Below are 20,946 nucleotides of genomic sequence, written 5' to 3' on the forward strand. Positions count from 1 at the left end.
CGATCCTATCCGCTGCGCTCCCCCGGCTCGCGAGGACGCCGAGAGCCTCAGTCGGGGATCCGCGAGAAGACGACGGCTCCGCCTGTGCCGTCCAGCAGCACGTCGTCGGGGGTGCCGCCGATCGTCATCGGGCCGGAGAGGAGCGCCCTGAGCCGGATGGCCTCGGGGCTCGGCGCGTCGGAGCAGGTGTCGGATCCGGTCACCTCGTCGCCGGGAACCAGCACGCCCCCGTCGATCCGGTAGGCCGCGCTGACCACCAGGCAGCCGGTGCCCACGACCAGGGTCGCCGCCCCGCCGACGCTCTCGGAGCGGAGACGGACGCGGGCGTCCTCGACCCAGGCCGTGTACGGGGTCTCCCCCTCGGCCGCGGTCAGCACCCAGCGGTCGCAGCCGAAGGGGTCCTGCGGGGTGCGGCTGTCGATGCACTCGCCGGCCTCGGAGGACGGGCCGCTGCGGAGCGCGGCGGCTCCGGAGGCGAGCAGCGCCGCGGCGACGACCACGAGCGCGAGACGCAGAGCGGGGCGGACCACGTCGATCCGCCCCGCGCCGTCTCAGTTCGAACCGACGGTGACGACCGGGGCCCCGGTCGAGGTGTCGTCGGCCGGCATCTCGGCGGCCAGGCGGTTGGCCTCCTCGATGAGGGTCTGGACGATCTCGGCCTCGGGCACGGTCTTGATGACCTCGCCCTTGACGAAGATCTGGCCCTTGCCGTTGCCGGAGGCGACGCCCAGGTCGGCCTCGCGGGCCTCGCCGGGTCCGTTGACGACGCAGCCCATGACGGCGACGCGCAGCGGGACGCTCATGCCCTCGAGGCCGGCGGTGACGTCGTTGGCGAGCGTATAGACGTCGACCTGCGCGCGGCCGCAGCTGGGGCAGGAGACGATCTCGAGCTTGCGCTCGCGGAGGTTCAGCGACTGCAGGATCTGCAGGCCGACCTTGACCTCCTGCGCGGGCGGGGCCGAGAGGGACACGCGGATGGTGTCGCCGATGCCCTCGCCGAGGAGGATGCCGAAGGCGGTGGCGGACTTGATGGTCCCCTGGAACTCGGGGCCGGCCTCGGTGACGCCGAGGTGGAGGGGCCAGTCGCCGCGCTCGGCGAGCTGACGGTACGCCTTCACCATGACGACGGGGTCGTTGTGCTTGACCGAGATCTTGAAGTCGTGGAAGTCGTGCTCCTCGAAGAGGCTGGCCTCCCACACGGCGCTCTCGACGAGCGCCTCCGCGGTCGCCTTGCCGTACTTCTGCATGAGGCTCGGCTCGAGCGAGCCGGCGTTGACGCCGATGCGGATCGAGACGCCGGCGGCCTTCGCGGCGGCGGCGATCTTGCCGACCTGGTCGTCGAACTTGCGGATGTTGCCCGGGTTCACGCGGACCGCAGCGCAGCCGGCGTCGATCGCGGCGTAGACGTAGTTCGGCTGGAAATGGATGTCGGCGATGACCGGGATCTGGCTCTTCTTGGCGATGATCGGCAGCGCCTCCGCGTCGTCGCGGCTCGGCACCGCGACGCGGACGATGTCGCAGCCGGACGCGGTGAGCTCGGCGATCTGCTGGAGGGTCGCGTTGATGTTCGTCGTCGGCGTGGTGCACATCGACTGGACGCTGACCTGCGCGTCACCGCCCACGAGCACCTTGCCCACCTTGATCTGGCGGGACTTGCGGCGGGGGGCGAGGGTCATGGGGACCTTGGGAAGACCCAGATTCACTGCTGGCACGCGCCCCATCGTACGCGCGCCGCGCGACCCCTCGTCCGCTCGCCGCACCTTCCCAGCCGCCGCCCCTCCACGCCGCTCGCCCACCGGCGCCCGCCCGCCGACCGCAGCAGCCCCCCGGACCCGCCCCCTCTGCGCACGGCTCGGCGTGCTCCGTCGGCGCTCGTCCTCCGCGAGGCGTCACGAGCGGCGGTCATCCCTCCCGGATGACGACCGTTCGTGACGCCTCGTCCGTGACCTCTGCGCAGGACCGCTGGGAGAGCGCTGCGCGTGCACCTGTCCGGAGGCGGCCGGATCGCGTGCCGGCGATCCGCCTGACCGTTGACTCCGCCAAGCCCGCACCTCGACGAGCCGACCGCGCCACGCCGGGCAGGGACCGGCTGCCCCCGAGGCGAACGGGCGAATCGCGTCCCAGCGATTCGCCCCAGCCGACCGCAACACGCTCCACCCGCGCACCACCTCGAAAAGCCGACCGCGCCACGCCGGGCACAGACCGTCCGACCAGCCCCGAGGCGAACGGGCGAATCGCGTCCCAGCGATTCGCCCCAGCCGACCGCAACACGCTCCACCCGCGCACCACCTCGACGAGCCGACCGCGCCACGCCGGGCAGGGACCGGCATGCCACCCCCGAGGCGAACGGGCGAACGGGCGAATCGCGTCCCAGCGATTCGCCCCGCCGACGCCGCCACGCGGGCGAATCGCGTCCCAGCACCACCTCGACGAGCCGACCGCGCCACGCCGGGCAGGGACCGGCATGCCACCCCCGAGGCGAACGGGCGAATCGCGTCCCAGCGATTCGCCCTAACCGACCGCAACACGCCCCACCCGCGCACCACCTCGACGAGCCGACCGCGCCACGCCGGGCAGGGACCGGCATGCCACCCCCGAGGCGAACGGGCGAATCGCGTCCCAGCGATTCGCCCTAACCGACCGCAACACGCCCCACCCGCGCACCACCTCGACGAGCCGACCGCGCCACGCCGGGCAGGGACCGGCGTGGAATCGAACTCAGAACAGCGTGATCGGCTTGACGATGTCGGCGTAGATCAGCAGGGCGCTCATGCCGCCGAGGACGAGTACGACGACGTAGGTGAGCGGGAGCAGGCGGGCGATGTCGACGGGGCCGGGGTCGCGGCGGCCGAAGAGCTTGGCGATCCGGCGGCGCAGGCCCTCCCAGAGGGCGCCGGCGATGTGGCCGCCGTCCATGGGGAGCAGCGGCACCAGGTTGAAGACGAGGAGCGCGATGTTGAGCGAGGCGAGGACGCCGACCATCGTCTGCACCTTCGACACGACGGGGAGCTGGTCGGAGGCGGCGATCTCCCCCGCGATCCGGCCGACTCCGACGACGCTGATCGGGCCGTTGGCGTCTCGCGCCTCCGAGCCGAACGCCGCCTGGGCGACGTCGATGAGGCGCTGCGGCAGGTTGAGGATGACGTGCGCGACGCTCGTGATGTTCGACCAGACCGTCTCGGGCACCGCGGTGATCGGCTGCTGAGCGAGGGCCGACGTGGGCGAGATGCCGATGAAGCCGACCGTCTGCGTCTCGATCGCACCGGAGGCGTCGGTGACGGCGGCACCGTTCGCGTCGGTCACCGCGACTTCGTTCTCGGCGGGGGTGATCGTGAGGGTCAGCGGGGCGCCGTCGCGCTGGACGGACACGGTGAGCGGGACGCCTGCGGAGCGCTGGATGATCGGGGTGAGGTCGTTCCAGGTGCTCACGGGAGTGCCGTCGATCGCCGTGATCGTGTCACCGGGCAGCAGGCCCGCGGCGGCTCCGGGCGCCAGCGGGTCGTCGGCGGTGCAGGTCGCGGTCGCGCGCTGCGACTCCGGGACCACGCACTGCGAGACTGCGGCGAGGGTGCTGGTGCTCTGCGGGATCCCGATGCCGCAGAGGAGGACGGTGAAGAGGACCGTGGCGATCACGAGGTTCATGAAGGGGCCGCCGGCCATGACGATCACGCGCTTCCACACGGGGAGCCGGTAGAACGCGCGGTGGTCCTCGCCCTCGCCGATCGTCTCCGCGCTTGCGGCGCGGGCCTCGTCGATCATCGTGGCGTAGCGGCCGCGCTGGGGCTCCTCGAGCTGGGCCTCGGAGGACGCCAGGCCGTTGAAGAACCCGGTGCTGGACTCCGTGGGCCGATCCCCCGGGTGCTTCGGCGGGTACATGCCGATCATGGCGATGTAGCCGCCCAGCGGGATCGCCTTGACGCCGTACTCGGTCTCGCCGCGGCGCCGGGAGAAGAGCGTCGGTCCGAAGCCGATCATGTACTGCGTGACCTTGACCCCGAACAGCTTGGCGGGGAGCAGGTGCCCGACCTCGTGCAGGGCGATGGAGAGGGCGACGCCGACGGCGATGATGACGACGCCGAGAACGAAGAGCAGCACGGATTCCACCGACACACTGTAGGCCGGGGCCGCCCGTCCACGCTGGGGTGCGCCTGCACGGATCCGATGAACTCCGCGGCCGAGCGGATAGGAGGCGCGACATCGGCCGGGACGGCTACCCGATCGCGACGGAGGAGGAGAAGGAGCCGTCCGGATGACCCGTGGTCAGACTGCGGCGATCCGCTCGTCCGCCGTGCGGCGCGCCCACTCCTCGGCCGCGGCCAGGGACTCGCGGGTCAGCGCGCCGTCGACGCTGTGCGCGTCGACCACCGCCTCCACCGTCTCGAGGATGTCGAGGTAGCCGATCCGCCCGGCGTGGAACGCCTGCACGGCCTGCTCGTTCGCCGCGTTGAACACGGCCGGGTAGGAGGCGCCCGCCTCCCCGACGCGCTTCGCGAGCCGGACCGAGGGGAACGCCTCCTCGTCCAGCGGCTCGAACGTCCAGGAGTGGGAGCGGGTCCAGTCGAGCGGGACGCCGACCCCGGCGACGCGGTGCGGCCAGTCGAGGCCGAGCGAGATCGGGAGCCGCATGTCCGGCGGCGAGGCCTGGGCGATCGTCGAGCCGTCGACGTACTCGACCATCGAGTGGATCACCGACTGCGGGTGCACGGTGACGTCGATCCGGTCGTAGGGGACGTCGAAGAGCAGGTGCGCCTCGATCACCTCGAGCCCCTTGTTGACCAGGGTGGAGGAGTTGGTCGTGACGACCAGGCCCATGTCCCAGGTCGGGTGCGCGAGAGCCTGCGCCGGGGTGACGTCGCGGAGGGAGGCGCGGTCGCGTCCCCGGAACGGGCCGCCGGACGCGGTCAGCACGAGGCGGCGGACCTCCCGGTGCTCGCCCGCGAGGAGGGCCTGGGCGATCGCGGAGTGCTCGGAGTCGACCGGCACGATCTGGCCGGGAGCGGCGAGCGAAGTGACGAGCTCGCCGCCGACGATCAGCGACTCCTTGTTGGCCAGGGCGAGCGTCCGCCCCTCCTCGAGCGCCGCGAGGGTCGGACCGAGTCCCACCGAGCCGGTGATCCCGTTCAGCACGACGTCCGCGTCGACCGAGCGGATCAGCTGCTCGGCCTCCTCCGCGCCGAACGCCGTGTGCTCGACGCCGAACGCGGACGCCTGCTCGGCGACCGCCGCCCGGTTCGAGCCGGCGGCGAGTCCGACGACCTCGAACCGCTCGCGGTTCGCGCCGATGACGTCGAGAGCCTGCGTGCCGATGGACCCGGTCGAGCCGAGGATGATGACCCTGCGCATCCGCCCATCCTGGCACGGAGCGCCGAGCGCCTCCCGGTCAGCTGACGGCGAGGATGTCGACCACGAAGACGAGGGTGTCGGTCCCGCTGATCCCCGCGTTCTGGTTGCCCTGATCGCCGTAGCCCTTCGACGGCGGGATGGTGACGAGCACCTGCGAGCCGACGGTCTGCCCGACCACGGCCTCCTTGAAGCCCTCGATCACGTCGCCGGTGCCGAAGGCGGCGGGAGCGGGCTTGCCCCAGCTCTGGTCGAACACCTCGCCGGTGCCCCAGACCACGCCCTGGTACTGCACGATCAGCTGGTCGCCGTCGGCCACGGTCGCGCCGCTCCCCTTCTTGAGGACGGCGAGCTGCAGGTCGGCGGGCGGGTCCGTCGAGGGGATCGTGACGGTGGGCGCCCCGTCCTCGGCGAGCGCCACCGTCGGCAGGCCGTCGACCGGGGGCTGCGGCTCGCCGTCGGCGGCGGTCGGCACGATCTGCTCGACGTCGATCACCATGACGATCGAGTCGGTCGCGGCGATGCCGAACTGGCTCTGCCCGGCGTCGCCGAACGCGTCGGCCGGGGGAACGACGGCGACGACGCGCGAGCCGACGGTCGCGCAGTTGACGGCCTTCACGAGGCCCGCGAGGTACTGGTCGGTGTCGACCTCGAAGGCCGCGCGACCGCCGGACGCGTAGCTGCTCGCCGAGAACTCGGCACCGCTCGTCCCGTTGTAGAGCGTGTAGTCGACCAGCACGGTGTCGCCCTCGGCGACCTCCTCGCCGGTGCCCTCGATCGCGACGGAGCGCTCGGTGGCGTCCACGCTGACCGGGCTGGGGAACACGGTGACCGGCTTGGTGGCGAAGTCGCCGCTGGTCTGCACCGCGGCGGTCGCATCGCCCTCGGTCGCGCAGCCGAGCGGAGTGGCCGAGGCGGACGGGGCCGCATCCGGCTCCCCGGGGGTGCAGGCCGCCAGGCTCAGGGAGGCGCCGAGGACGGCGAGGATCGCGAGGGTTCTGCGCACAGGGGCACCTTTCGTGACCGGCGGGGCCGGTGGACGTTCGGGGATCGCTCCATCCTGCACGGCGCGCCTCGCAGCGCGCTGGGTGCGGGTCCTCGAACGGTCCAGGCCTACCATCGGGGCATGCGTGAATTCTCGGTCCCCCAGTCCCGAGAGCTCGTCACCGAGCTCCCCGGCCCGCGCTCCGTCGCCCTCCAGGAGCGCCGCGTCGCCAGCGTCTCCCGCGGCGCCGGGACGCTCGCGAACATCTACATGGACCACGCCTCGGGCGCGGTCCTGGTCGACGTCGACGGCAACCGCCTGATCGACCTGGGCTGCGGAATCGGAGTGACCACCATCGGCCACGCGCACCCCGCGGTCGCCGCCGCCGCCGCCGCACAAGCCGAGAAGCTGACGCACACCCTCTTCACCGTGACTCCGTACGAGAACTACGTCCGGGTCGCCGAGAAGCTCGCCGAGATCACCCCCGGCGACTTCGAGAAGCACTCGATCCTGGTCAACTCCGGTGCGGAGGCGGTCGAGAACGCGGTCAAGATCGCGCGGAAGTTCACCGGCAGGCGCGCCATCGCGACGCTCGACCACGCCTTCCACGGCCGCACCAACCTCACCATGGCCATGACCTACCGCCCCTGGCCGGAGCGCGCGGGCATGGGGCCCTTCCCCGGCGAGATCTACAGCCTCCCGATCAGCTACCCGTTCCGCGACCCCGAGGGCATGACGGGCGAGGAGGCGGCCGAGCGCACCATCGACTACATCACCACCCACATCGGCGCGCAGGAGCTGGCCGCGCTCTTCGTCGAGCCGATCCAGGGCGACGGCGGCATCATCATCCCGGCCCCGGGGTACTTCCGCCGTCTGTCCGAGTTCTGCACCGAGAACGGCATCGTGTTCGTCGCGGACGAGATCCAGGCCGGCATCGCCCGCACCGGCACGTGGTACTCGATCGAGCACCACGGCGTGGTCCCCGACCTGATCACGACGGCCAAGGGCATCGCCGGCGGCTTCCCGCTCGCCGCCGTCACGGGCCGCGCCGAGATCATGGACGCCGTGCAGCCCGGCGGCATCGGCGGCACGTTCGGCGGCAACCCCGTCTCCACCGCCGCGGCGCTCGCGACGTTCGAGGCCATCGAGTCCGAGGGCCTGCTGGAGGAGGCGCAGCGCGTCGAGCGCCTGCTGCAGGCGCGGATCGGCGACTGGGCCGAGCGCTTCGCGGTCGTCGGCGAGGTCCGCGGCAAGGGCGCCATGTGGGGCGTCGAGCTGGTCCACCCGGGCACGAAGAAGCAGTACCCGGAGGCGCTCACCGCGATCCTGGAGCACGCCACCACGAACGGCGTGATCGTCCTGGACGCGGGCAGCTGGGACAGCGTGCTGCGGATCATGCCGAGCGTGGTCATCAGCGAGGAGCTCATCGACGACGCCGCGACCGTGATCGAGGAGGCGCTCGCCCAGTTCGGCTGAGCCGCCGCATGACCGGAGCGGCATGGACGCCCCGGTAGCTTCGTCGGAATGCGGATCGACGACGACCTAGAGAGGCCGACTCCCCCGGGGATCGGCCTCTCCGCGCGTCTGGCGCGCCTGTCCATCGGCGGCATCGGCCGACTGGTCTACCGGCCGATCGTGGAGGGGCGCGACAACGTCCCGGCCGAGGGACGCGTGATCCTGGCCGCCAACCACCTCTCGTTCATCGACTCTCCGGTGCTGACGCTGCTCGCCCCGCGGCCGGTGCAGTTCCTGGCCAAGTCGGACTACTTCACGGGGACGGGCGTGCGGGGCGCCCTCTCGCGCGCCTTCTTCACGAGCGTCGGAGCCGTGGCGGTCGAGCGCGGCGCCGGCCAGGCCGCTCAGGAGGCGCTGGACCTCGGCCGGGCGATCCTCGAGCGCGACGAGGCGTTCGCCGTCTACCCCGAGGGCACGCGCTCCCGGGACGGGCGCCTCTACAAGGGCCGCACCGGAGTGGCGTGGCTCGCCCTCACCACCGGCGCACCAGTGGTCCCCGTCGGCATGATCGGCACGCAGGAGCTCCAGCCGGTGGGCACGCGGGTGCCGCGCCTGCACCGGATCACGGTCCGCTTCGGGGCTCCGCTGGACCTCTCGCGGCACGGCTCCGCCGACTCCGGCCGCGCCCGACGCCACGCCACCGACGAGGTGATGGCGGCCATCCACGCGCTCTCGGGGCAGGAGCTCGCCGGTGCGTACAACGAGTCGCCGCCGACGACGACGGTCGAGCGCATCCGCCGCGCGCTCCCGCACGAGCGCCGCTGAGTCTCAGCCCGCGGACGCCTCCGGCTCGTGGGCGACGGGGAAGTTCACGGAGTTCGCGATGAAGCAGAGCCGGGAGGCCTCGGCGTGCAGTGTCTGGGCGACCGCCACCATCGACTCCTCGGCGACCGTCACGCGGGGCCGGAGGGTCACCGAGGTGAAGCGGCCGCTCTCCCCCTCCTGCAGCATCGAGCCCACCGCGTCGTCCGTGTAGCCGGTGACGACGACTCCGTTCTTGACCGCCACGTGCAGGTAGGAGAGGAGGTGGCACTGCGCGAGCGCCGCGAGGAGCAGCTGCTCCGGGTTCCAGCGGTCGGCGTCGCCCCGGAAGGGCGTGTCGGCCGAGGCACGGATGGGCGCCGGGCCCTCCGCTGTGACGGTCAGCTGGCGCCCGTACTCGCGGTAGCCGCTCGTGCCGGTGCCCCGGTCGCCCTCCCAGACGACGGACACCGCGTACTCGTGCTGGGACTTCATCGGACTCCTCCTGGACGGCGGTGGATCAGGCCGGTCGCGCCGGTCTGGACCTCTGGACGCGGGACCCCCGCGGGTAGACTCGGAGGACCATGACAGACACGCTCGCCCCCCAGGTTCCCACGTCCGCAGTCCCCCAGGAGCGGCGCGTCGCGACCGAGATCCCCGGGCCGCGATCCCGGGCCCTGCACGAGCGCCGCCTCGCCGTCGTGCCCACCGGCGTCGGCACCGCGCTCCCCGTCTACATCGACCGCGCGCACGGCGCGATCCTGGTCGACGTCGACGGCAACAGCTTCATCGACCTCGGCGCCGGCATCGGCGTGACGACGATCGGGCACACCGACGACTCCGTCGTCGCGGCCGCCGCAGAGCAGCTCGCGCGCCTCACGCACACCCTCTTCACCGTCACTCCGTACGAGCCCTACATCCGCGTGGCGGAGCTGCTCGCCGAGCACACCCCCGGCGACTTCGCCAAGAAGACCGTCCTCGTCAACTCCGGTGCCGAGGCGGTCGAGAACGCCGTCAAGATCGCGCGCAAGCACACCGGCCGCCCCGGCGTCGCGGTGCTCGACCACGCCTACCACGGCCGCACGAACCTCACGATGGCCATGAACTTCAAGGCTCTGCCGTACGGCCTGGGCTTCGGGCCCTTCGCCAGCGACGTCCACCGCGCGCCGAGCTCGTACCCGTACCACGACGGCCTGTCGGGAGCCGAGGCCGCCCAGCGCGCGATCTCGTACCTCGAGAAGACGGTCGGCGCCTCCGCCCTGGCCTGCCTCGTCGCCGAGCCCATCCAGGGCGAGGGCGGCTTCATGGTCCCCGCCGAGGGCTTCCTCCCGGCGCTGCAGGAGTGGTGCACGGCCAACGGCATCGTCTTCGTCGCCGACGAGATCCAGTCGGGCATGGCTCGCACCGGCGCCTGGTTCGCCAGCGAGCACCTGGGCCTCGTCCCCGACCTCGTCCTGTCGGCCAAGGGCATCGCCGGCGGCCTGCCGCTCGCCGGCGTGACGGGCCGTGCCGAGATCATGGACTCGGCGCAGGCCGGCGGCCTGGGCGGCACCTTCGGCGGGAACCCCGTCGCCGCCGCCGCCGCGGTCGCGGTCTTCGAGCGCATCGAGCGCGAGGGCCTCCTCGCCGAGGCCGACCGGATCGGCGCCCGCCTGGGCGCTGCGCTGCGCGGCCTGCAGGAGCGCTACGACATCATCGGCGACGTCCGCGGCATCGGCGCGATGATGGCGATGGAGCTCGTGCAGCCCGGCACCGCCGGCACCACGAAGGAGCCGAACACTGCCGCGGTCCAGGCGATCATCGACTACGCCGCCCAGCACGGGGTCCTCGTGCTGAGCGCCGGCACCTACGGCAACGTGGTCCGCTTCCTGCCGAGCCTCGCCCTCACCGACGAGCTGCTCGACGACGCCGTGTCGGTCATCGCCGACGCGTTCGCCGCCCTCTAGGCGCGATTCCCCGAAGGCCACCGCGGGCGCCGAGGCGCTCTCCGGTGGCCTTCGGCGTCTGCGGGAGCGCGGGACCGGTCGGCGCATCGGGCAGGATGGGGGGATGCCAGCAGGAATCTTCACCGTCGCCGAGTCCGTCGAGCTGGCCGTCGTCGAACGCTCAGGATTCGTCGAGTCGCGCCACGCCGGCTCCGCCGTGCTCCTCGACTCCGAGGGCCGCGTCGCCCGCAGCCTCGGCACCCCGACGGCCCCCGTCTTCCCCCGCTCCTGCCTCAAGCCCTTCCAGGCCCTCGCGGTGATGACCGCCGGAGTCGAGCTGAACGGCGCGGAGGCGGTCATCGCCACCGCGAGCCACGCGGGCATCCCCCAGCACGTGGCGCTGGTGCAGAACCTGCTCTTCCGCGCCGGCCTCGACCACACCGCCCTGCAGTGCCCGGCCGACTGGCCCGGCGACTCCGGGACCCGCGCTCAGCTGCTGCGGGCGGGCGCGACTCCGGACCCGCTCTACATGAACTGCTCGGGCAAGCACGCGGCGATGCTGCTGGCCTGCGTGCAGAACGGCTGGAGCACCGAGGACTACCTCGAGCGGACGCACCCGCTGCAGCAGCACATCGTCGACACGATCGAGCGCCTCACCGGCGAGCGCGTCGTGGCCACCGGGATCGACGGCTGCGGGGCTCCCGTGCACGCCCTGCCGCTGACCGCGCTGGCGAAGGGCATCTCGCGGATCGTGTCCTCCTCCCCCGCCTCCCCGTTCGGCCTCTACCGCCAGGCCGGCGTCCTCACGGCCGCGATCCTCGAGAACGCCTGGGCGATCGACGGCCCGGGCAGGGACAACACCGTCGTGATCGAGCGCCTGGGCCTCGTCGCCAAGCTCGGCGCCGAGGGCGTGCTCGTGATGGCCTCGCCCGACGGCACCACGGTCGCTCTGAAGATCCTCGACGGGAGCCTGCGCGCGGCGACCGTGGTCGCGCTGAAGCTCCTCGTCGAGGCGGAGGCGGTGGACCGGACCGCGGCGAACGAGGTGCTGGTGCGGCTGAACCCGGTCGTCTCGGGCGGCGGGCGGCCGGTCGGCGCGATCCGCGCCTCCTACGTCTGACCGCTCCTCCCGGCACGCTCCGCGCTACTGCTCGCGCGCGAGGCGCTTCGCCCGGGCGGCCGCGGAGACCTGCGTGATCACCACCACGAGGATCGCCAGGACGAACACCGCCGACGCGATGACGTTCGCCTCCGCCGGGATGCCGCGCGCCGCCGCGATGTAGATGTACTTCGGGAACGTGGTGACCGATCCCGAGTTGAAGTTCGTGATGATGAAGTCGTCGAAGCTCAGCGCGAACGAGAGCAGCGCTGCGGCGAGGATGCCGGGCAGCAGCAGCGGGAAGGTGATCCGCCAGAAGACCTGGCTCGGCGACGCGTAGAGGTCGCGTCCCGCCTCCTCCAGCTTCGGGTCCAGGCTCGCCACCCGCGCCTTCACGGTGACCACGACGAAGCTGATGCAGAACATCGTGTGCGCCAGCACGATCGTGACCAGCCCCTTCTCGGCGCCCACGCTGAGGAACTGGGCGGCGAGGCCGGCTCCGAGCACCACCTCCGGCGTCGCCATGGGGAGGAACAGCAGCAGGCTGATCGCCGAGCGGAACCGGAAGCGGAACCGCACCAGGGCGATGGCGATCATCGTGCCGAGCGCGGTGGCCAGGACGGTCGCGATCACCCCGACCAGCAGGCTGTTCCCGAAGGCGGTCATCACCTCCTCGCTGGTCCAGGCCGACACCCACTTGTCGAGGGTGAAGCCGCGCCAGGCGAGGTTGCTCTTCCCGGAGTCGTTGAAGGAGAAGACGAAGGTGTACCCGATCGGGATGAGCAGGAAGAGCAGCGCCAGCGCCGTGTAGACGCCGAGGCCCAGGCCCCGGAAGCGACGACGGCCCCGGACCGGGGCGGGGGGCGGCGCGCCGAGCGCCTCCTGGGCGCTCGCGAGCGGACGGTCGGCCGTCGCGGTCACAGGAGGTCCTCCGTTCCACTGCGCTTCACGTAGAAGCCGACGATGACCAGGATGACGGCCATCAGCACGATCGAGAGCGCGGCGGCCGCCGGGTAGTTCTCGAGCGTGAGGAAGTTCGCCTCGATCGCGTTGCCCACCATCGAGGTCTGCGACGAGCCGAGGAAGTCCCGGCTCGCGTTGATGTAGTCGCCCGCGGCGGGGATGAACGTCAGCAGCGTGCCCGAGACGATGCCCGGCATCGACAGGGGGACGGTCACGGTCCAGAACACGGAGGCGGGGTGCGCGTAGAGGTCCGACCCCGCCTCCAGGAAGCGCACATCGAGGCGCTCGAGCGTCGTGTACAGCGGCAGCGTCATGAACGGGATGAAGTTGTAGGTGATGCCGAAGATCACGGCGATCGGCGTCCCCGTGAGGTGGCCGTCGCTCGGCAGCACCGCCACGGCCTTGAGCGCCTGCACGAGCGGGCTCTCGTCGGCGAGGATCTGCTTCCACGCGAGCGTCCGGAGCAGGAAGCTGATGAAGAAGGGCGCGATCACCAGTGTGAGGAGCAGGTTCTGCAGCAGCGGCCGGGGTCGCGCCTTCACTCCGATGAAGTAGGCCAGCGGATAGCTGATCACCAGCGCGAGCACCGTCGCGATCAGCGCGTAGCCGAAGGAGCGGAGCACGTGCGGCCAGTAGTCGCCCATCACCACGAGGTAGTTCTGCCAGGCGAGACCGGGCGCGTACTCGCCGATGTCCCCGTCCGGCACCTCTGCCTGGAAGGACGTCAGCACGAGCGAGATCAGCGGCGCGAGGAAGAACAGCAGCATGTAGGCGATGCCCGGCAGCAGCAGGACCAGCGCGATCGTCGACCGCCGGCGGACCGGAGCGTCCTGCGGGTCCGCCTGCCCCGTGGCGAAGGCGGCGAAGGCCATCCCTACGCTCCCCCGCTGCGGCCGGCGAGGAGCCCCCGGCGCTGCACGGCGGTGGCGCTGGTGGAGTCGTCCGCCTCGAAGCGCGGGACCGAGCCCGGCTCGTCCGCGAGTCCGAAGCCGTGCTCGGTGCTGAAGCCGACCCACACCTCCGCTCCCTCGCCGACGACCGGTCCGAAGACCATGTTCTGCGCGAAGACGACCACCGGGCCCAGGCCCGGCATCCGGATCGTGTACTGGGTGCTGACCCCGCTGAAGGAGACGTCGACCACGCGGCCGGGCCCGAGCACGTTCCGGTCGGAGTCCGCCGGAGGCTCCTGCGTCAGCAGCAGGAGCTTCTCGGGGCGGACGCCGACGGTGATCTCCCCGCTCGTGCGGGCGCAGCGGGCGACGGGCACGACGATCCGGTGCCCGCCCGCGTCGACAGTGAGCGCCCGGTCGGTGCTGCCGGCGACCTCGCCGGTGAAGAGGTTGGACTGGCCGAGGAAGTTCGCGACGAACGCGGTGCGCGGGAGCTCGTAGAGCTCCTCCGGCGCACCCATCTGCTCGATCCTGCCCTTGTTCATCACTGCGACGGTGTCGGCCATCGTCATGGCCTCCTCCTGGTCGTGCGTGACGTGGAGGAAGGTGAGGCCCACCTCCTCCTGGATGGACTTGAGCTCGAGCTGCATCTGCCGGCGGAGCTTGAGGTCGAGGGCGCCGAGCGGCTCGTCGAGCAGGAGGAGCGCGGGCCGGTTGACGAGGGCGCGCGCGAGGGCGACCCGCTGCTGCTGGCCACCGGAGAGCTGCGCGGGGCGGCGCTGGGCGAGGTGGTCGAGCTCGACCAGGCGGAGCGCCTCGTGCGCCTTGCCGACAGGGTCGGCGATCCTCCGCCGCTTCAGGCCGAAGGCGACGTTCTCGAGGATCGACATGTGCGGGAACAGCGCGTACGACTGGAACACGGTGTTGACGGGCCGCTGATAGGTCTTCGTCTCGGTGACGTCCCGTCCGCCGATGAGGATCCGGCCGGCGGAGGGCTCCTCGAGTCCGGCGACGAGACGGAGGGTCGTCGTCTTGCCGCAGCCGGAGGGGCCGAGCAGAGCGAAGAACGCGCCCGCCGGAATGGTGAGGTCGAGCGAGTCGATGGCCGTGAAGCCGGGGTACTGCTTGCTGATCCCGACCAGCTCGAGGTCGGCGCCGCTCTCGGCGAAGGTCCCGATCGCCATCAGATGCCCAGGAGCACCTTCTGGAACTCGGCCTGGTACTCCTTCTCCTCCGCGGCGGTCAGGGTCCGGAACACGTGCGCCTGCGCGAGCGTGTCCTCATCGGGGAAGATCAGCTGGTTCTCGGCCAGCTCCGGATCGATGCTCTCCATGACGTCCTTCGCTCCATCCACGGGGGTGATGTAGTTGACCCAGGCGGCCACCTCGGCGGCGACCTCGGGCTCGTAGTAGTAGTTCATCAGGGCCTCGGCGTTGGCCTTGCGCTCGGAGCCCATCGGGACGACGAAGGTGTCGTTCCAGAGCGCGCCGCCCGAGTCGGGGAAGGCGAACTCCCACTTGTCGCCGGCCTCGGCGTTGATCAGGGTGATGTCGCCGGACCAGCAGATCGCCGCGAGGGTGTCCTCGTTCTGCAGGTCGTTGAGGTACGCGTTCCCCTTGATGTTGCGGATCTGCCCGGCGTCGACCTGCTCGCGGAAGACGTCGATCGCGTTCATGTACTCGTCGTCGCCCCAGGAGCCTGCGATGTCCGTCCCCTGCGCGAGCATGATCAGCCCGATCGTGTCGCGCATCTCGCTCAGCACGCCGACGCGGCCTCGGAGCGACGGGTCCCACAGCTCCTCGATGCTCGAGAGGCCGTTCGGCAGCTTCTCCTTGTTCCAGCAGATGCCCGAGAACCCCGCCTGATACGGGAGGGAGAGCCGGCGGCCCGGATCGAAGTCGGGGTTCGCCAGCGAGGGGGTGAGGTTGGCGATGTTCGGGATGTTCGCGTGATCGAGCTCCTGCACGTAGCCGCGGCGGACCAGGCGCGAGACCATCCACTCCGTCAGGCAGACCGTGTCGGCGCCGATGTACTGCCCGAGTGCGAGCTGGTCCTTCACCTTGCCGTAGTAGGAGTTGTTGTCGTCGACGGCGACGTTGTAGGTCACCGCGATGCCCGTCTGCTCCTCGAAGCCCTGGAGCGTGGGGTAGTTCCCGTCGTCGTCCTCGTCCATGTAGGCGGGCCAGTTGTCCCAGACCAGGCGCGGGTCGCCCGCCGATCCGTCTGCGGCGGCGGTCGGAGCGGCGCGGGTCTGCGGGGCGCAGGCGGCCAGGGCGAGGGCACCCGCTCCGAGGCCGATGCCGCCGAGGACCGCCCGACGCGAGAGGACCGCCCGGCGCTCGCGCTCGTGCGAGCGTGCCGCGGCGACGGCCCGGCGGAGGACGGGATCCCTCGGGAGGGGACGGGTCATAGCGGGGGCTCCTGACTGCGTCGGGGCTCGTGCCTCGGGGCCGAACGTGGGGAAATACTGGCACAGCGCTCGTCCGCCTGTCACGGCGAACGGAGGAGAACGCTCATCCGGAAACATGATCGTCACGAAATCCGCACCCGGAGGCCGTGTCGACCGCTGATTCGGTCCCCGGAGGCCGTGCCGTCAGCGGGTGAGAGGCGGCCGTCCCGAGCCGCCGGCGGACCCGTCGACGCGCTCGACCGCCATCTCGACGGAGGAGAGCAGGATCCGGCTGCCGAGCTTCGCGCGGTAGCGGCGGCCGGCCTCGAGCGGGAGCGGCGCCTGGGTCGGCGCGACCAGCACGGACCCGTTGGCCGACCAGCGGTCGCGCACCCAGAGCCCGCCCTCGTCGAAGCCGAACTCGAGGTGGGTCTTCGAGAGGGAGCGCGACGGATCGGGGATCGCGAGGATGTGCCGGAAGGTCTCGTTGGGGTCGGGGAGCGGCTGGCGTCCGATCAGGCCGTTGCCGGTCACGATGGCGTGCTGCCCGGTCGCGAAGCTGAGGCGCACGAGTCCTTGAGAGGGCGGCGCCATCGGAGCGCCGGGGGCGGGGCGCCGGTGCCGGCCGGGGGCCAGGCCCGGCAGCCAGGCGCGACGGGAGGGATCGAGGACCGTCGTGTCGCCGGAGGATGCGGGGCGGGACGCCCCCGTCGTGGCGTGCGCGGCCACCGACGAACCGCACTCGCCGCAGAGGATCGCCCCGGGAGCGAGGTTGGAGCCACACGTGCTGCAGATCACCGAGAACGCCCTTCCTCTCCCCATCGTACCCAGCGCCGGCGCGGGGAGCCTCGAGCCGGCCGAACCCGACGCGAACCGGCAGGCGCCGGAACGGCGTGCGGGCTGTCCGGCGTGGGGGTGAGTCCGGCGTGAGGGCGGGCAGGCGTGCGAGCGGGCGGGTGTGCGGGCGGGTCCGGCGTGATCGCGACCGCAGGACCGCCTCGTGCCCGAGCGCCGCTCGTCAGACCGGGGCGCCGGCCTCCTCGTCGCCGGTGACGGCGAGGACGTCGACGATGATCACGGTGACGTTGTCGCGCCCGCCGTTGTCCAGCGCGGCGTCCACCAGTGCGTCGGCCGCCTCCTGCGCGGAGCCGGTGCCGCTGAGCAGATGGCCGACACCGGCGTCGGTCAGCTCCTTCGTGAGGCCGTCCGAGCAGATCAGCAGACGCGATCCGGCGAGGACGGGTACCAGCCGGTAGTCGGGGACGGGCGCCTCGTGGAAGCCGACCGCGCGGGTGATCACGTTGCTGTGCGGATGCACGTCGGCCTCGTCGCGGGTGATCAGGCCCGCGTCGACCAGCTCCTGGACGATGGAGTGGTCCACGGTCAGCTGCACGAGGGTCCCGGCGACGCTGAGGTACACGCGGGAGTCTCCGATGTTGAAGACGGACCAGTAGGGCTCTCCCCCGACCGCCGTCAGCGCGATGCCGGTGACCGTGGTCCCGGTGCCGACGTCGGCCGTGTGCGACTGCCGGGCGATGTCGCCGACCGCCTCCCGCAGAGCCCGGTCGATCTCCTCCGCTCCGACGGTCGCGCCGAGCGCCGCGGTGGACAGGCGCGAGACGACGGCGTCGCTGGCGACCTCTCCTGCGGCATGCCCGCCCATCCCGTCGGCGACCGCGAAGAGCGGGCTCTTGGCGAGGTAGCTGTCCTCGTTCGCGCTGCGCACGTGGCCGGTCTCGGTGCGTGCGGCCCAGCCGAGGGTCACCTCGGCCGAGGGGGCGTCGGAGGTCCAGGCCGAGACGGGGACGGTGACGGACGCGCGGCTGCGGCCGATCTGCGTCATCGCTGCTCCTCGCATCCCCGTGGCCCGCGCACCGTCCGGTCCGACGACCCGCGGCCGCCGGCTCCAGGGGTGCCCGGCCGCTCCCGATGGTAGTCGCTGACGGCCCTCCGCCGAGCCGCCCTCCCTCCCCGCACCGCCGTGCCCGTCGCACCGAGGGATCGACGCTCCGACCACCGGATCCGGCGCCGGATCGCGCTCCGACGTGCGGATCCACTTGCCCGGGTACCCGCGGACTGCCAGAATCGCCGCATGACCCCTTCCCGACCTCCCTCTCAGCGCCCTGTCCAGCTCGACGAGGTCTCGAAGGCGATCATCGAGCAGCTGCAGGCCGACGGGCGGCGCTCGTACGCCGAGATCGGCAAGGCCGTGGGCCTGAGCGAGGCGGCCGTCCGGCAGCGGGTGCAGAAGCTCACCGAGTCGGGCGTGATGCAGATCGTCGCGGTGACGGATCCGATGCAGCTCGGCTTCTACCGCCAGGCGATGATCGGGGTGCGCGTCACCGGCGACACCCGCGACGTCGCGGACCGGCTCGCCTCCATCCCCGCCGTCGACTACGTCGTGCTGACGGCCGGCTCCTTCGACATTCTCGCCGAGGTCGTGTGCGAGAACGACGACGACCTGATCGCCCTGCTCAATCAGGAGATCCGGTCGCTGCAGGGCGTGCTCTCGACCGAGACCTTCGTCTATCTGAAGCTCCACAAGCAGTTCTACAACTGGGGAACGCGGTAAAAGATGACCACCGAGACAGCCTTCTCGACCTCCGGCCTCGAGTCGGGCGACCCCGTCCGCGGGACCGATGCGCCCGGGGGGATCGACGACGCCTCTCTGCAGAAGAAGGCGAAGGACCACCTCTGGATGCACTTCACCCGCCAGTCGACGATGGACTCCGGCGCGGGCGTGCCGATCATCACGCGCGGAGAGGGCCACCACATCTGGGACAGCACCGGGCGCAAGTACTTCGACGGCCTGTCCGGCCTCTTCGTCGTGAACGCGGGACACGGGCGGCGCCGGCTGGCCGAGGCCGCGGCGAAGCAGGCGTCGGAGCTCTCCTTCTTCCCGCTCTGGTCCTACGCGACGCCCTCGGCGATCGAGCTGGCCGACCGGCTCGCCGACCACGCGCCGGGCGACCTGAACCGGGTCTTCTTCTCGACCGGCGGCGGCGAGGCGGTGGAGACGGCGTTCAAGCTCGCGAAGCACTACTGGAAGCTGCAGGGCAAGCCGGGCAAGCACAAGGTCGTCTCGCGCTCGGTCGCGTACCACGGCACCCCTCAGGGAGCGCTCGCGATCACGGGCATCCCCGGGATGAAGTCGATGTTCGAGCCGCTGGTGCCGGGCGGCTTCCGCGTTCCCAACACCAACTTCTACCGGGCTCCCGAGCACGGCGACGACCTGGAGGCGTTCGGCCTGTGGGCGGCGAACCGCATCGAGGAGATGATCGAGTTCGAGGGTCCGGACACGGTCGCCGCTGTGTTCCTGGAGCCCGTGCAGAACTCGGGCGGCTGCTTCCCGCCCCCGCCCGGGTACTTCCAGAGGGTCCGCGAGATCTGCGACAAGCACGACGTGCTGCTGGTGTCGGACGAGGTCATCTGCGCGTTCGGCCGCATCGGCCACATGTTCGCGTGCGACGAGTACGGCTACGTGCCGGACATGATCACCTGCGCGAAGGGGATGACCAGCGGCTACTCCCCCATCGGCGCGACGATCATCAGCGATCGGATCTACGAGCCGTTCCGCCACGGTCAGGTCGTCTTCCCGCACGGCTACACCTTCGGCGGCCACCCCGTCTCGGCCGCGGTCGCGCTCGAGAACCTCGACATCTTCGAGGAGGAGGGCCTGAACGAGCGCGTGCGCGAGAACTCCCCCGTCTTCCGGTCCACCCTCGAGAAGCTGCTCGACCTGCCGATCGTCGGCGACGTCCGGGGCGACGGCTACTTCTTCGGCATCGAGCTGGTGAAGGACAAGGCGACGAAGGAGACCTTCGACGAGGACGAGTCGGAGCGGCTGCTGCGCGGATTCCTCTCGAAGGGGCTCTTCGACGCGGGGCTGTACTGCCGGGCGGACGACCGCGGCGATCCCGTCGTGCAGCTGGCGCCGCCGCTCACCATCGGCCCGCGCGAGTTCGACGAGATCGAGCAGATCCTCCGGAGCGTGCTCACCGAGGCCTGGTCGCGGCTCTAGCACCCTCACGCGGCGCGCTCCCGCTGATCGGCGGCGAGCGCGGCGGCGACTCGGCGCGCACCGGCGTGGTGCGGATCGCGAGCGACGGCCTCGTCGGCGAGCCGTCCGGCCTCGTCGGCACAGCCCTGGCCGACCAGGAGCCGCGCGTGGAGGACGAGCACTCCGGCTCGCTCGCTCGCGGGTGCGACGGCGGCGGCACGGCGGAGCAGCGGGGCAAGCGCTCCCGCCGCACCGGGGTCACCGCTCCGCGCCGACCTCAGCACGTGGTCCGCACCGCGGCTGCGCTGCACGGCCACGATGAGCGCGGCCAGGCCCGCGGGCCGGACGTCGGGATCGGGACCGGTGAGAGCTCGCCGGACGAGGTCGTCGACGCCGCTCAGGAGCACGTCGGGCAGTTCGGCCCGCGGGTGGCGGTCGAGGAGGCGGTCGACCGCGGCGGCCACCGCTCGCTGGTCGTCACGATCGTCGGACTCGGACCCGTCGTCTCGGCCGGACGACGGGAGCACGGCGACGCGGAGGGCGAGGCCGGGGAGCCGGCGTGCACGCTCCTCGAGGGCGGTGACGAGTCCCTCGCACGACTCCGGACCCTCCTCACCGGGATGCACCAGTGCGAGTGCTTGCTGCACCCGCCCGAACCGGCCGAGCGCGCCGAGGCAGGCCCGCGCGACGAGGGACGGATCAGCTCCCGACAGCTCGAAGCGGAGCGAGCCGCTCGGCGCTCCGGCTCGGAACGGCACGAGCACGAGGCTCGCCTCCGCCGCACCCCGTCGGGACCCGGGAGCGGCATGGAACAGTGCGGCGTCGTCGGGCGACGCCGCGAGACGGGGGGCGGGAGCGAGGTGGAGGAGGAGCGCTGAGGAGGTCATTCCGCGATCCTGCCGACCACCGCACTCGCCGGGATCGCCGCTGCCCCGTGATCATCGGAAGGATCCCGAGATCGGCGCCTGTGGAGGGAGAGGTTCCGCCGACTCCGGATCACCGATGCGCTGCCGACGCCTTTCGACCAGTAGTCCCTGCACAGGGCCCGATCCGCCGAGTTCTGCACCGGTGTCCGATTCCCGCCGGTCGGTCGGGGGTG

The 20,946-nt window shown here is 71.8% G+C and carries 19 protein-coding genes; 6 read left to right on the forward strand and 13 right to left on the reverse strand.

Features of this window, described 5'->3' with window-relative positions; all coding sequences use genetic code 11:
- Positions 1–47 precede the first annotated feature (47 nt).
- The 5 genes from GSU45_RS10100 to GSU45_RS10120 form a co-directional block, all read right to left on the reverse strand.
- The gene (locus GSU45_RS10100) at positions 48–530 is read right to left on the reverse strand and encodes a hypothetical protein (protein ID WP_159914664.1); all 483 of its coding nucleotides are present in this window, start codon (positions 528–530) and stop codon (positions 48–50) included.
- A gap of 21 nt (positions 531–551) precedes the next feature.
- On the reverse strand, positions 552–1,712 hold the full coding sequence (gene ispG / locus GSU45_RS10105) for a flavodoxin-dependent (E)-4-hydroxy-3-methylbut-2-enyl-diphosphate synthase (RefSeq protein ID WP_208543424.1): 1,161 nt from the start codon (positions 1,710–1,712) through the stop codon (positions 552–554).
- A gap of 1,006 nt (positions 1,713–2,718) precedes the next feature.
- On the reverse strand, positions 2,719–4,104 hold the full coding sequence (locus tag GSU45_RS10110; protein ID WP_244248089.1) for a site-2 protease family protein: 1,386 nt from the start codon (positions 4,102–4,104) through the stop codon (positions 2,719–2,721).
- A gap of 156 nt (positions 4,105–4,260) precedes the next feature.
- The gene (gene dxr / locus GSU45_RS10115) at positions 4,261–5,343 is read right to left on the reverse strand and encodes a 1-deoxy-D-xylulose-5-phosphate reductoisomerase (RefSeq protein WP_104304033.1); all 1,083 of its coding nucleotides are present in this window, start codon (positions 5,341–5,343) and stop codon (positions 4,261–4,263) included.
- A gap of 37 nt (positions 5,344–5,380) precedes the next feature.
- Complete coding sequence (locus GSU45_RS10120; RefSeq protein ID WP_159914668.1) at positions 5,381–6,346, reverse strand: FKBP-type peptidyl-prolyl cis-trans isomerase; 966 nt, start codon at positions 6,344–6,346, stop codon at positions 5,381–5,383.
- Positions 6,347–6,466: 120 nt separating this feature from the next.
- On the opposite strand from GSU45_RS10120, the gene GSU45_RS10125 reads away from it, so the two are divergent.
- Positions 6,467–7,801, forward strand: a complete 1,335-nt coding sequence (locus tag GSU45_RS10125; protein WP_159914670.1) for an aminotransferase class III-fold pyridoxal phosphate-dependent enzyme — start codon at positions 6,467–6,469, stop codon at positions 7,799–7,801.
- 48 nt (positions 7,802–7,849) lie between these two features.
- Positions 7,850–8,605, forward strand: a complete 756-nt coding sequence (locus GSU45_RS10130) for a lysophospholipid acyltransferase family protein (RefSeq protein WP_159914672.1) — start codon at positions 7,850–7,852, stop codon at positions 8,603–8,605.
- Between the two features lie 3 nt (positions 8,606–8,608).
- Here GSU45_RS10130 and GSU45_RS10135 read toward each other — a convergent pair whose 3' ends face one another.
- Entirely contained in the window at positions 8,609–9,076 is a 468-nt protein-coding gene (locus GSU45_RS10135) for an OsmC family protein (protein ID WP_159914690.1), read from the reverse strand.
- Positions 9,077–9,165: 89 nt separating this feature from the next.
- On the opposite strand from GSU45_RS10135, the gene gabT reads away from it, so the two are divergent.
- Both gabT and GSU45_RS10145 read left to right on the forward strand, forming a co-directional pair.
- On the forward strand, positions 9,166–10,527 hold the full coding sequence (gene gabT / locus GSU45_RS10140; RefSeq protein ID WP_159914692.1) for a 4-aminobutyrate--2-oxoglutarate transaminase: 1,362 nt from the start codon (positions 9,166–9,168) through the stop codon (positions 10,525–10,527).
- A 103-nt stretch (positions 10,528–10,630) separates the two neighbouring features.
- Entirely contained in the window at positions 10,631–11,626 is a 996-nt protein-coding gene (locus tag GSU45_RS10145) for an asparaginase (protein ID WP_159914694.1), read from the forward strand.
- A 24-nt stretch (positions 11,627–11,650) separates the two neighbouring features.
- Here the strand turns inward: GSU45_RS10145 and GSU45_RS10150 are convergent, their stop codons facing one another.
- The 6 genes from GSU45_RS10150 to GSU45_RS10175 form a co-directional block, all read right to left on the reverse strand.
- On the reverse strand, positions 11,651–12,430 hold the full coding sequence (locus GSU45_RS10150; RefSeq protein WP_208543542.1) for an ABC transporter permease: 780 nt from the start codon (positions 12,428–12,430) through the stop codon (positions 11,651–11,653).
- A gap of 92 nt (positions 12,431–12,522) precedes the next feature.
- Positions 12,523–13,440 (reverse strand): ABC transporter permease, encoded by a 918-nt coding sequence (locus GSU45_RS10155; protein WP_159914698.1) that lies wholly within the window; start codon positions 13,438–13,440, stop codon positions 12,523–12,525.
- A 2-nt stretch (positions 13,441–13,442) separates the two neighbouring features.
- On the reverse strand, positions 13,443–14,642 hold the full coding sequence (locus GSU45_RS10160; protein WP_159914700.1) for an ABC transporter ATP-binding protein: 1,200 nt from the start codon (positions 14,640–14,642) through the stop codon (positions 13,443–13,445).
- Entirely contained in the window at positions 14,642–15,868 is a 1,227-nt protein-coding gene (locus GSU45_RS10165) for a spermidine/putrescine ABC transporter substrate-binding protein (protein WP_159914702.1), read from the reverse strand. The genes GSU45_RS10160 and GSU45_RS10165 overlap by 1 nt, the downstream gene beginning before the upstream one ends.
- A gap of 183 nt (positions 15,869–16,051) precedes the next feature.
- Positions 16,052–16,576: a hypothetical protein gene (locus GSU45_RS10170; RefSeq protein WP_159914704.1), complete on the reverse strand. Its 525-nt coding sequence runs from the start codon at positions 16,574–16,576 to the stop codon at positions 16,052–16,054.
- A 289-nt stretch (positions 16,577–16,865) separates the two neighbouring features.
- On the reverse strand, positions 16,866–17,690 hold the full coding sequence (locus GSU45_RS10175; RefSeq protein WP_159914706.1) for a protein phosphatase 2C domain-containing protein: 825 nt from the start codon (positions 17,688–17,690) through the stop codon (positions 16,866–16,868).
- Between the two features lie 249 nt (positions 17,691–17,939).
- On the opposite strand from GSU45_RS10175, the gene GSU45_RS10180 reads away from it, so the two are divergent.
- Positions 17,940–18,419, forward strand: a complete 480-nt coding sequence (locus tag GSU45_RS10180; protein WP_159914708.1) for an Lrp/AsnC family transcriptional regulator — start codon at positions 17,940–17,942, stop codon at positions 18,417–18,419.
- 3 nt (positions 18,420–18,422) lie between these two features.
- The gene (locus GSU45_RS10185) at positions 18,423–19,868 is read left to right on the forward strand and encodes an aspartate aminotransferase family protein (RefSeq protein ID WP_159914711.1); all 1,446 of its coding nucleotides are present in this window, start codon (positions 18,423–18,425) and stop codon (positions 19,866–19,868) included.
- A gap of 5 nt (positions 19,869–19,873) precedes the next feature.
- On the opposite strand, the gene GSU45_RS10190 is transcribed toward GSU45_RS10185, so the two are convergent.
- Positions 19,874–20,734, reverse strand: coding sequence for a hypothetical protein (locus GSU45_RS10190; RefSeq protein WP_159914713.1), 861 nt, complete (start codon positions 20,732–20,734; stop codon positions 19,874–19,876).
- Positions 20,735–20,946 lie beyond the last annotated feature (212 nt).

The sequence above is a fragment of the Rathayibacter sp. VKM Ac-2801 genome, from assembly GCF_009834245.1.
GTDB lineage: Bacteria > Actinomycetota > Actinomycetes > Actinomycetales > Microbacteriaceae > Rathayibacter.

Coding starts and splice junctions, on each gene's coding strand:
- dxr (WP_104304033.1), bottom strand. CDS start 5,343: ATGCGCAGGGTCATCATCCTCGGCTCGACCGGGTCCATCGGCACGCAG.
- GSU45_RS10125 (WP_159914670.1), top strand. CDS start 6,467: ATGCGTGAATTCTCGGTCCCCCAGTCCCGAGAGCTCGTCACCGAGCTC.
- GSU45_RS10130 (WP_159914672.1), top strand. CDS start 7,850: ATGCGGATCGACGACGACCTAGAGAGGCCGACTCCCCCGGGGATCGGC.
- GSU45_RS10135 (WP_159914690.1), bottom strand. CDS start 9,076: ATGAAGTCCCAGCACGAGTACGCGGTGTCCGTCGTCTGGGAGGGCGAC.
- gabT (WP_159914692.1), top strand. CDS start 9,166: ATGACAGACACGCTCGCCCCCCAGGTTCCCACGTCCGCAGTCCCCCAG.
- GSU45_RS10145 (WP_159914694.1), top strand. CDS start 10,631: ATGCCAGCAGGAATCTTCACCGTCGCCGAGTCCGTCGAGCTGGCCGTC.
- GSU45_RS10155 (WP_159914698.1), bottom strand. CDS start 13,440: ATGGCCTTCGCCGCCTTCGCCACGGGGCAGGCGGACCCGCAGGACGCT.
- GSU45_RS10160 (WP_159914700.1), bottom strand. CDS start 14,642: ATGGCGATCGGGACCTTCGCCGAGAGCGGCGCCGACCTCGAGCTGGTC.
- GSU45_RS10165 (WP_159914702.1), bottom strand. CDS start 15,868: ATGACCCGTCCCCTCCCGAGGGATCCCGTCCTCCGCCGGGCCGTCGCC.
- GSU45_RS10175 (WP_159914706.1), bottom strand. CDS start 17,690: ATGACGCAGATCGGCCGCAGCCGCGCGTCCGTCACCGTCCCCGTCTCG.
- GSU45_RS10180 (WP_159914708.1), top strand. CDS start 17,940: ATGACCCCTTCCCGACCTCCCTCTCAGCGCCCTGTCCAGCTCGACGAG.
- GSU45_RS10185 (WP_159914711.1), top strand. CDS start 18,423: ATGACCACCGAGACAGCCTTCTCGACCTCCGGCCTCGAGTCGGGCGAC.
- GSU45_RS10190 (WP_159914713.1), bottom strand. CDS start 20,734: ATGACCTCCTCAGCGCTCCTCCTCCACCTCGCTCCCGCCCCCCGTCTC.